At 69.2% G+C, this 8,319-nt stretch carries 11 protein-coding genes, 1 tRNA gene and 1 other RNA gene; 6 read left to right on the forward strand and 7 right to left on the reverse strand.

Annotated elements, in window-relative coordinates; genetic code table 11:
* Together ZRA01_RS19175 and ZRA01_RS19180 are read right to left on the reverse strand one after the other, a co-directional pair.
* Window positions 1-385, reverse strand: a 385-nt coding sequence (locus ZRA01_RS19175; protein ID WP_141354983.1) for an Arm DNA-binding domain-containing protein, incomplete at its 3' end; no start/stop codon positions are given.
* A complete protein-coding gene (locus ZRA01_RS19180) occupies window positions 378-611 on the reverse strand; it encodes a hypothetical protein (protein WP_141354984.1) in 234 nt (77 codons plus the stop codon). The genes ZRA01_RS19175 and ZRA01_RS19180, both read right to left, overlap by 8 nt.
* A gap of 136 nt (window positions 612-747) precedes the next feature.
* Between ZRA01_RS19180 and ZRA01_RS19185 the strand changes: the two genes are divergently transcribed.
* Entirely contained in the window at window positions 748-1,011 is a 264-nt protein-coding gene (locus ZRA01_RS19185) for a helix-turn-helix domain-containing protein (protein ID WP_141354985.1), read from the forward strand.
* Between the two features lie 114 nt (window positions 1,012-1,125).
* Here ZRA01_RS19185 and ZRA01_RS19190 read toward each other — a convergent pair.
* A tRNA-Arg gene (locus ZRA01_RS19190) sits at window positions 1,126-1,202 on the reverse strand.
* Between the two features lie 146 nt (window positions 1,203-1,348).
* Here ZRA01_RS19190 and ZRA01_RS19195 point away from each other — a divergent pair.
* Window positions 1,349-1,804 carry a c-type cytochrome gene (locus ZRA01_RS19195; protein WP_141354986.1) on the forward strand — a complete coding sequence of 152 codons (456 nt, stop codon included), beginning with the start codon at window positions 1,349-1,351 and terminating at the stop codon, window positions 1,802-1,804.
* Between the two features lie 212 nt (window positions 1,805-2,016).
* On the opposite strand, the gene ssrS is transcribed toward ZRA01_RS19195, so the two are convergent.
* From ssrS to ZRA01_RS19215, 4 genes are all read right to left on the reverse strand, one after another.
* Window positions 2,017-2,198, reverse strand: a non-coding RNA gene (gene ssrS, locus ZRA01_RS19200) — 6S RNA.
* 33 nt (window positions 2,199-2,231) lie between these two features.
* Window positions 2,232-2,528 (reverse strand): cell division protein ZapA, encoded by a 297-nt coding sequence (locus ZRA01_RS19205; RefSeq protein WP_141354987.1) that lies wholly within the window; start codon window positions 2,526-2,528, stop codon window positions 2,232-2,234.
* Window positions 2,529-2,608: 80 nt separating this feature from the next.
* Window positions 2,609-2,836 carry a hypothetical protein gene (locus ZRA01_RS19210; RefSeq protein ID WP_141354988.1) on the reverse strand — a complete coding sequence of 76 codons (228 nt, stop codon included), beginning with the start codon at window positions 2,834-2,836 and terminating at the stop codon, window positions 2,609-2,611.
* Between the two features lie 10 nt (window positions 2,837-2,846).
* Window positions 2,847-4,385: a cobyric acid synthase gene (locus ZRA01_RS19215; protein WP_141354989.1), complete on the reverse strand. Its 1,539-nt coding sequence runs from the start codon at window positions 4,383-4,385 to the stop codon at window positions 2,847-2,849.
* 39 nt (window positions 4,386-4,424) lie between these two features.
* Between ZRA01_RS19215 and cbiB the strand changes: the two genes are divergently transcribed.
* The 4 genes from cbiB to ZRA01_RS19235 are packed head-to-tail and all read left to right on the forward strand — an operon-like array spanning window position 4,425 to window position 8,254.
* Complete coding sequence (cbiB, locus tag ZRA01_RS19220; RefSeq protein WP_218028764.1) at window positions 4,425-5,363, forward strand: adenosylcobinamide-phosphate synthase CbiB; 939 nt, start codon at window positions 4,425-4,427, stop codon at window positions 5,361-5,363.
* The gene (gene cobD / locus ZRA01_RS19225) at window positions 5,356-6,327 is read left to right on the forward strand and encodes a threonine-phosphate decarboxylase CobD (RefSeq protein ID WP_141354990.1); all 972 of its coding nucleotides are present in this window, start codon (window positions 5,356-5,358) and stop codon (window positions 6,325-6,327) included. Before cbiB ends, cobD begins: the two co-directional genes overlap by 8 nt.
* An 11-nt stretch (window positions 6,328-6,338) precedes the next feature.
* Window positions 6,339-7,241: a cobalamin-binding protein gene (locus ZRA01_RS19230; RefSeq protein WP_141354991.1), complete on the forward strand. Its 903-nt coding sequence runs from the start codon at window positions 6,339-6,341 to the stop codon at window positions 7,239-7,241.
* Entirely contained in the window at window positions 7,238-8,254 is a 1,017-nt protein-coding gene (locus ZRA01_RS19235) for a hypothetical protein (protein WP_141354992.1), read from the forward strand. The genes ZRA01_RS19230 and ZRA01_RS19235 overlap by 4 nt, the downstream gene beginning before the upstream one ends.
* Window positions 8,255-8,319 lie beyond the last annotated feature (65 nt).

Below are 8,319 nucleotides of genomic sequence, written 5' to 3' on the forward strand. Positions count from 1 at the left end.
AAATCAGGCTGTCGAGCTCCCGGCGGATGGTGATCCGGTGGGACTTGCGCCACTCCACCTCCTTCTCCAGATACCAGGTCTCCGCAAACTCCTTGAAGAGGGGCGTCGGCGGAGCCGCGGGCACGCTCGGCGCGGTGACGGTCACGGCAACGCTGACCGCCGGTGCGGTGTCGAAGCGGGCGGCGTTCTTGCTGGCCGGGAAGTAGCGTCGGTAGTCGAAGGTGCCGGCGGCGATGTCGGCTTCGAGGCGGTCGAGGAGCTTCTGGACTTTCTTCCGGTTGGCGGCCGTGTCGGGGAGGGCGGTTTGTTCCCGGCAGCGGAAGCCTTGAAAGTAGAAGTCCATGATCAGGCAGCCTGTCTCCTTGCGGACTTGAATACTAGCCATGGCACACATCTCCGTTTGCCATGGGGATGCCGAAGGCCGGGGCCGCAAGCTGCATGTCGCGCTCGATCGTTTCCCAGATGTACAGAATCTTCCGGCCGCCGAAAGGGCGAAAGTAGTGGATGCCTTCGAGCAGAACGCTGTCCTTCAGGCGTTCTCTGATCGTGCGAGGGTCGTACTTGATGCGCTCAGACAACTCGTCGGTTGTCAGGTAGGTTTTGTTTTCCATGGCTTCACCTCATGTTGTTCGTTGAGTTCGTATGATGCGTATAAGCATCACACAAAGCTCATTGTAGGCATGTTGTGAAGCCTGTCAAGTTTTTTTGATACTCTTACGCATCACATGCAGCTATGGAGCCACAGTCATGCTCAGGTTTAGGCTCAAGGAGCTGATCGCAGAAAAAGAATTCCGGGAGAACAGGGTCGTTACGCTCGTCGAGATCGCTGCGGCAACCGGGGTGCACCGGATGACCCTCTCCAAGCTTGCCAACCACCGTGGGTACAACCCGACGGGAGATGTGTTGGACAAGCTCTGTACCTACTTCCGTTGTCGTATCGAGCAACTGGTCGAGCACATCCCTGACGATCAAGTCACGGGAAGCACAACTCAAAAGCAAGGGGAGCGGTGAGACCAGGGCGAGCGACCAGTCACGGGCTGGTCACGTTTTGGTCACAGAATGGTCACGGCGGGGATTGGAAACAAAAATGGGCTAGACCTGTTCGATCTAACCCATTGATTTGTTTGGCGCGCCCGAGACGATTCGAACGTCCGACCCCTGCCTTCGGAGGGCAGTACTCTATCCAGCTGAGCTACGGGCGCGCATTTGTTTCTTGCAACGCTGAAGTTGCAAGGCGCGCAGGATAGCGCGAAACGGCGGCGGCGTCCATGCTTTGCCTGACAGAAGCGCGGTAGCGTCGCTATAATCGTGCCTTTACTAAATCGTGCCTGTTTTCGAGGATTCCAGCATGTCGGATAGTCGTCGCTCTGCCTCCCTTCGTTCCTGCGCGCGGATTGCGCTCACCATCGGTGTGGCGGTTGCCGCCACCCAGCTTGCGGGCTGCGGCAAGAAAGCCGCTGTCGACGAGGAAAAGCTTGCCGAGGCGGTGCGTCCGGTGGCTCAGGTCTCGCTGGCGGCTGCGCCGGCCGTTGCTGCGGGCAATCGCAAGGGCGAGGAGATCTACACGGCCGTGTGTGCCGCCTGTCACGACAGCGGTGCTGCTGGTGCGCCGAAGGCGGGCGACAAGGCTGCCTGGGGGCCGCGTCTGGCCCTGGGTTACGACGGTCTGGTGAAGTCTGCCGCGGCGGGCAAGAACGCGATGCCGCCGAAGGGTGGTGCCGCCGATCTGACCGACGACGAGCTGAAGCGCGTGGTGGCCTTCCTGGCCAACAAGGCGGGCGCCGGCTTCAAGGCGCCGGACTGAGTTTCTCGTGTTCCGCCAGCCTCGCGGCTGGCGCACATCCGGCTGGGGCGGTTTCAGCTGCAGCTGGAGATTTTGGGTTGAGGGTGTGTGCTGGTCTGCACAGAGAAGTGCGGCCGGTCTTGCGCCGGTGAGGTGTGCTGGCCGCATTACAGCCAGACGACCGGGCGAAATAAAAAAGCGCAGAGCCGATGGCCTGCGCTTTTTTACTTGTAGGGTCCCCCGCGAGTGCCGTCAGGCCGGCATCCTGAACCGGAGTTCAGGGAGGTCGCTTTCCTTCCGTATCAGGCACACTCGACGAGGAGCGCGCACACCAACGGTTTCTATGGGCCGCGACCCATGTCACGAAGACATTGGTTCAAGGAGTTTAAAGCCTTAACCAACACCGCAGGGGATTTTGAAGCTCGGGTTGCCTGATTGGGGAACCGCCTTAGGAGAGTGTTTCCTGCTCTGCCAGGGCGCCGTCCAGGCGACTCTTGATGTGTTCGATTCTACGCTTGAGCGTGGGGATGTCAAACCCGCCGGAGCGCTGAAATTGCAGAAATTCGTGGGTGATGTTGAGCGCCGTCATGACGGCGAGGCGTTCGCCGGCCGAGTTGGTCTTGACGGCCAGATCGCGCATTTTTTCGTCGAGGTAGGTGACGGCGGCGAGCAGGCCTTCACGCTCTTCGGGCTTGCAGGCGACCCGGTATTCGCGGCCAAGCAGCTTGATGTCGAGGGCTTCCATGTCAGCGGGTCTCCGGCTGCGCGGGGGCAGCGGGCGGGGAAAGAGGTAGGTGTGGCGTGACCACGGAAAGGTGCGTCAAATCAGGCCTCCGGGATGCGCGCGAGCAGGGCTTCGAGGCGGCTGCCGACGAGGCCGAGCTTGTCGTTGAGCTCGCGGTTGGCGTCTTCGAGGGCGTCCACCTTGTCTTGAAGGCGCTGGCTTTCGGCCCGGGCGGCGGCGTACTGGCTGTTCAGTCGTGCTTGCGCGGCGGCGTGCAGGCTGATCAGCTGTTCGAGTTTCTGTTCGAGTGAGGCGAGTTCGGCGTCCATCTGCGGAATGTTAGAGAGGGGCGGGGGAGCGGTCAAGCAAGCCTGCCGCGGTGGTCAGGGCGTCGAAAGCGGCGCCGGGGCCGAAGCAGGCGGCGAGGCGGGCGAGATCGAGGTGGGCCTCGAGGCTGTCGGCGAGGCGGTTGAGGTCGGCCTCGCGCCGGGCGGTGAGGTCGACGGTGGCGGCGTCGTGCAGGCCGGCCCAGGCGAGCAGGGCGGCGAGGGCTTCGGGCTGGTCGAACAGGCCGTGGAGATAGCTGCCGAGGATCTGCCCGTCGGCCGACAGGGCGCCGTCCGGGCGGCCGTCGGCGAGGTGCGCGACGGGCCGGGCGAGGGCCGGGCCGTGGGTCACGCCCATGTGGATCTCATAGCCGGCCACTGCTGCGTTGCCCGGGAGGGCGAGTGTGCCGTGCACGTTGACCAACTGCTTCTCGGCCTCGAGGGTGGTTTCGGCGTCGAGGAGGCCGAGGCCGTCGACGCTGCCGGCGACACCCTCGAGCCCGAGGGGGTCATGCAGCCGGCGGCCCAGCATCTGGTAGCCGCCGCAGATGCCGATGAGCTTGCCGCCGTAGCGCAGGTGGCGGCGGATCGCCGAGTCCCAGCCCTGGGCGCGCAGCCAGGCGAGGTCGGCCTGGACGGCCTTGGAGCCGGGCAGCACGATGAGGTCGGCCGGCGGGATCGCCTGCCCGGGCCCGACCCAGCTGAAATCCACCTGCGGGTGCAGGCGCAGGGCGTCGAGGTCGGTGTGGTTGGAGATGCGCGGATACACCGGCGCCACCACCCGCAGGCGTGCCTCGCCGTCACGCAGGGGCTTTGCCACGGTGGCTTCGCCGAGGGCGTCTTCGGCGTCGAGGAAGAGCCCGTGCAGGTAGGGCAGCACGCCCAGCACCGGGCGGCCGGTGCGCGCTTCGAGCCAGTCGAGCCCCGATTGCAGGAGGCCGATGTCGCCCCGGAAGCGGTTGATCACGAAGCCCTTCACGCGGGCTTGCTCGGTGGGCGAGAGCAGCTCGAGCGTGCCCACCAGGTGGGCGAAGACGCCGCCCCGGTCGATGTCGGCGACCAGGATCACCGGGCAGTCGACGGTCTCGGCGAAGCCCATGTTGGCGATGTCGCGGTCGCGCAGGTTGATTTCGGCCGGGCTGCCGGCGCCCTCGACGAGCACCGTGGAATACGCCGCGGCGAGGCGGCCGTAGCTCTCGAGCACGGCGGCCATCGCGCGGGGCTTGTAGTCGTGGTAATCGCGCGCCGACAGGTTGGCCACCGGGCGGCCGTGGATGATGACCTGGGCGCCGATGTCGGTGGAGGGCTTCAGCAGCACCGGGTTCATGTCGGTGTGGGGCGCCAGGCCGGCGGCGATGGCCTGCAGGGCCTGGGCGCGGCCGATCTCGCCGCCATCGACGGTGACGGCCGAGTTGAGGGCCATGTTTTGTGGCTTGAAGGGCGCCACGCGCACGCCGCGGCGGGCCAGCAGGCGGGCGAGGCCGGCGACCAGGGTGCTCTTGCCGGCATCGGAGGTGGTGCCCTGAACCATCAGGGTGGGGGCTTGACGCATGGCTTACAATGTTGATTGCAATAAGTTTCCGATTGTCCCATGTCTGCCTTGTTTGTTCTCTTCCTGTTTTCCGCCGCGGTGCCGATGGGGCTCGCCCTGGTGCTCGACCGCCTGCTCGGTGAGCCGCGGCGCTTTCATCCGCTGGTGGGTTTCGGGCGCTACGCCGCCGCCGTCGAGCGCCTGTGCCGGCGCTTCGGCAGCAACCGGGGCGTCGGCCTCGTGGCCTGGAGCCTGGCGGTGCTGCCGTGGGTGGCGCTGGTCGGCTCGCTGCATACCGAGGGTGGCTGGCTGCGTCTGGGGCTCGATGTCGGCCTGCTCTACCTCGCGGTGGGCGGGCGCAGCCTGGCCGAGCACGCCCGGGCGATCGCCGTGCCGCTGGCGGCGGGTGACCTCGCCGAGGCGCGCAGCAAGCTGTCGTGGATCGTCTCCCGCGATACCTCCCAGCTCGACGAGTCCGGCGTGGCCAAGGCCACCGTCGAATCCGTGCTCGAGAACGGCAACGACGCGATCTTCGGCGCGCTGTTCTGGTTTGCGCTGCTCGGCGGGCCGGGGGCGCTGCTGTTCCGCCTCGCCAACACCCTCGACGCCATGTGGGGCTATCGCAACGCGCGCTATCTGCGCTTCGGCTGGGCGGCGGCGCGCATCGACGACGTGCTCAACTTCCTGCCGGCCCGCCTCACCGCCCTCAGCTACGCCCTGCTCGGCCACACCTCCCGCGCGCTGCATTGCTGGCGCACCCAGGCGCCCACCTGGGGCAGCCCCAACGCCGGGCCGGTGATGGCCTCCGGAGCCGGCGCCCTCGACCTCAGCCTGGGCGGCCCGGCGGTGTACCAAGGCAACCTCGAAGAGCGCCCGGCCCTGGGTGCCGGCGCGCCGGCCCGCGCCGCCGACATCGACAAGGCCCTGGCGCTGGTGCACAACAGCACCTGGCTGTGGCTGCTCGGCACCGCGATGGCGAGCGTGCTGGCCCATGCTTGAGCACGGCGGGCGGCTGCGCGCCGCTGCGGAGCGCTACCGCATCCCGCTGGCCGATTGGGTGGACCTCTCCACCGGAATCAACCCCCGCGCCTACCCGGTGCCGGCCCTGCCGCCCGAGGTGTGGCAGCGCCTGCCCGAGTCGAACGACGGGCTCGAAGCTGCCGCCGCGGCCTATTACGGCAGCGCTGGCCTGCTGCCGGTGGCCGGCTCCCAGGCGGCGATCCAGGCGCTGCCGGCGTGCTTTGCGCCGGGCCGGGTCATAACGCTGGCGCCCACCTACGCCGAGCATCCCCACGCCTGGCGCGAGCACCAGGTGTGTGCGCTGCCGGCCGCGGCCATCGGCGAGGCTGTCGATTCCGCCGACACCCTGCTCCTCGTCCAGCCCAACAACCCCGACGCCCAGCGCTTCCCCCGCGAGCAGCTCCTCGCCTGGCGGGAGCGGCTGGCGGCGCGGGGCGGCCGGCTGATTGTCGACGAGGCCTTTCTCGACGCCGAGCCCGGCGACAGCCTCGTGCCCCTGGCCGCCGAGCCGGGTCTGGTGGTGCTGCGTTCGGTGGGCAAGTTCTTCGGCCTCGCCGGGGCGCGGGTCGGCTTCGTGTTTGCCGAGCCGGCCCTGCTGGCCCGGCTGGCTGACCGCCTGGGGCCGTGGGCCGTGTCGGGGCCGGCCCGGGCCGTCACCGCCGCCGCGCTGGCCGATCGCCCCTGGCAGGCGGAAGCACGCCAGCGCCTCAATGCCGCCAGCGCCCGCCTCGCCGCGCTGCTCGACCGCCACGGCCTTGCCGGCGGGGGCGGCACTGCGCTGTTCCAGTGGCGCCCGCTGCCCGACGCGGCGGCCGTCCACGCCCGCCTGGCCGAGCAGGCCATCCTGACCCGCCTCTTCGAGACGCCGGCCGGCCTGCGCTTCGGCCTGCCCGGCCCCGAAACCGAATGGGCCCGCCTCGAGGCGGCCCTCTCCCGCCTGTGAGACCCGTGCCGATGCCCTCATTTCGCGCTCTGCTGCGCCACCTTTTCGTCGCCCCGCTGGCGGCAGTGTTTGTCTCCGGCGCGGCCGTCGGCGCACCCGTCGATATCGTGGACGACCAGGGCCAGGCCCTGCGCCTGGCCCAGCCGGCGCGGCGCATCGTCAGCCTCGCGCCGCACATCACCGAGCTGCTGTACGCGGCCGGCGCCGGCGAGCGGGTGGTGGGCGCGGTGCAGTACAGCGACTACCCCGAGGCCGCCAAAAAACTGCCCCGGGTGGGCGGCTACAGCGCCGTCGACATGGAGCAGGTGATCGCCCTCAAGCCCGACCTGGTGGTGGCCTGGAAGAGCGGCAACCGTAACGCCCACCTCGACAAGCTGCGCGCGCTGGGCATCCCGGTGTTCATCAACGAGCCGCGGCGCATCGACGACGTCGCCAAGAGCCTCGCCCAGTTTGGCCGGCTGGCCGGCACCGACGCCGCCGGCGAGGCCGCCGCCAAGGCCTTCCGGGCGCGCCACGCGGCCCTCGTCGCCAAGTATTCGGCGCGGCCCCGGCTGCGCCTGTTCTACGAGGCCTGGAACCGCCCGCTGATGACGATCAACGGCGAACACCTCATCTCCGACGTGATCCGCCTGTGCGGCGCCGACAACGTGTTCGCCAAGCTGCCGGTGCTGGCGCCCACCGTCGATGTCGAGTCGGTGCTGGCTACCCAGCCCGAGGTGATCGTCGCCAGCGGCATGGGCGAGGGCCGCCCCGAATGGCTCGACGACTGGCGCCAATGGATTCGCCTGCCGGCGGTGGCCCGCGGCAACCTGTTCTTCATCCAGCCCGACCTCATCCAGCGCCATACCCCGCGCATCCTCGACGGCGCCGAGCGCCTGTGCGGCCAGCTCGAAGAGGCGCGGGCGCGGCGATGAGGCGCCTGCTGGCGGCCCTGCTGCTTGCCGCGGGCCCGGCCCTGGCCGACGAGGTCGGGCCGCTCCCCGGCGAGCTCGTCACCCGCATCGGGCAGGTGGCTGCGCTGCCCGCCGATGCCCGCAAGGTGCCCGGCCACGCCGGCGCTTGGCGGCGGGCCGAGGCCCAGCAGCGGGTGATCGACCGCATCGAGGCCCTCGAAGCCCGCGGCGACAAGCCCTGCCGGGCCGTAAAGGTGGTGGATACCGTGCAGGCCGCCCCCGATCTCATCGAAACCCGCCCGCAGCGGGTCCATCACGCCCTCGAGCGGTGGACCGTGCAGGCCTGCGGCACGACCCGGGTGTATGACGTGTGGTATCGCTTCGAGCGCGGCGCCTCGCGCCTGGTGGTGGCCGACAGCGACGCCACCGAGTTCCAGGCCGTCCTCGACCCGCCTTACCGGCGTCTGCGCGAACTCGCTGCCGCCCGACAGGCCGAAGAGGCCGGCGGCGGCGTGCGCTGGCTCAACCTGCCGCTGCCCGGTGATTCGGTGCCGGTGGCCAACCACAGCGGCAAGGGTGGCTGGAGCGCCGATTTCGTCCCCCTGGGCGACGACCCCCGCGAATGGACGCAGCTGATCGGCGTGCAGGGCCTGCCGCCCGGCAAACAGCCCGGCCAGGCACTGCGCCTCCTCGAAAATATGCAGGACGTCCGCGCCCGCCGCTGCGGCGTGCCCGCCGGCCCCGTCGAAACCCTGCTGCCCGAGGCCAGCGCCGGCGCCGTGGCCCAGACCTACCTCGTCTGCCCCCAGGTGCCGGGCACCAACTACGCCGAGCTGGCCGTGGTGAAGGCCATCGAGGGGCCCGACCAGCTGTATGTGGTGCAGCGCGCCTGGCGCCTGCCCGCCGGCAAGGCCGACGCCCTCGTCGCCGACAGCCGCGGCCCGCGGAGCGCGGCGGAGGCGTTTCTGGCCCAGGTGCGCCTGTGCAACCCCGCGGCAGACCGCAGCGCCTGCCCGGCGCCGTATCCGCGCTGAGCGGCGGCGCCTGGCTGGTTGGCGGCCGACCCGTCCTTAGCCCGCTGTGCTCCGTTACCGATAAT

Source organism: Zoogloea ramigera (assembly GCF_006539865.1).
Classification (GTDB): Bacteria; Pseudomonadota; Gammaproteobacteria; order Burkholderiales; family Rhodocyclaceae; genus Zoogloea; species Zoogloea ramigera.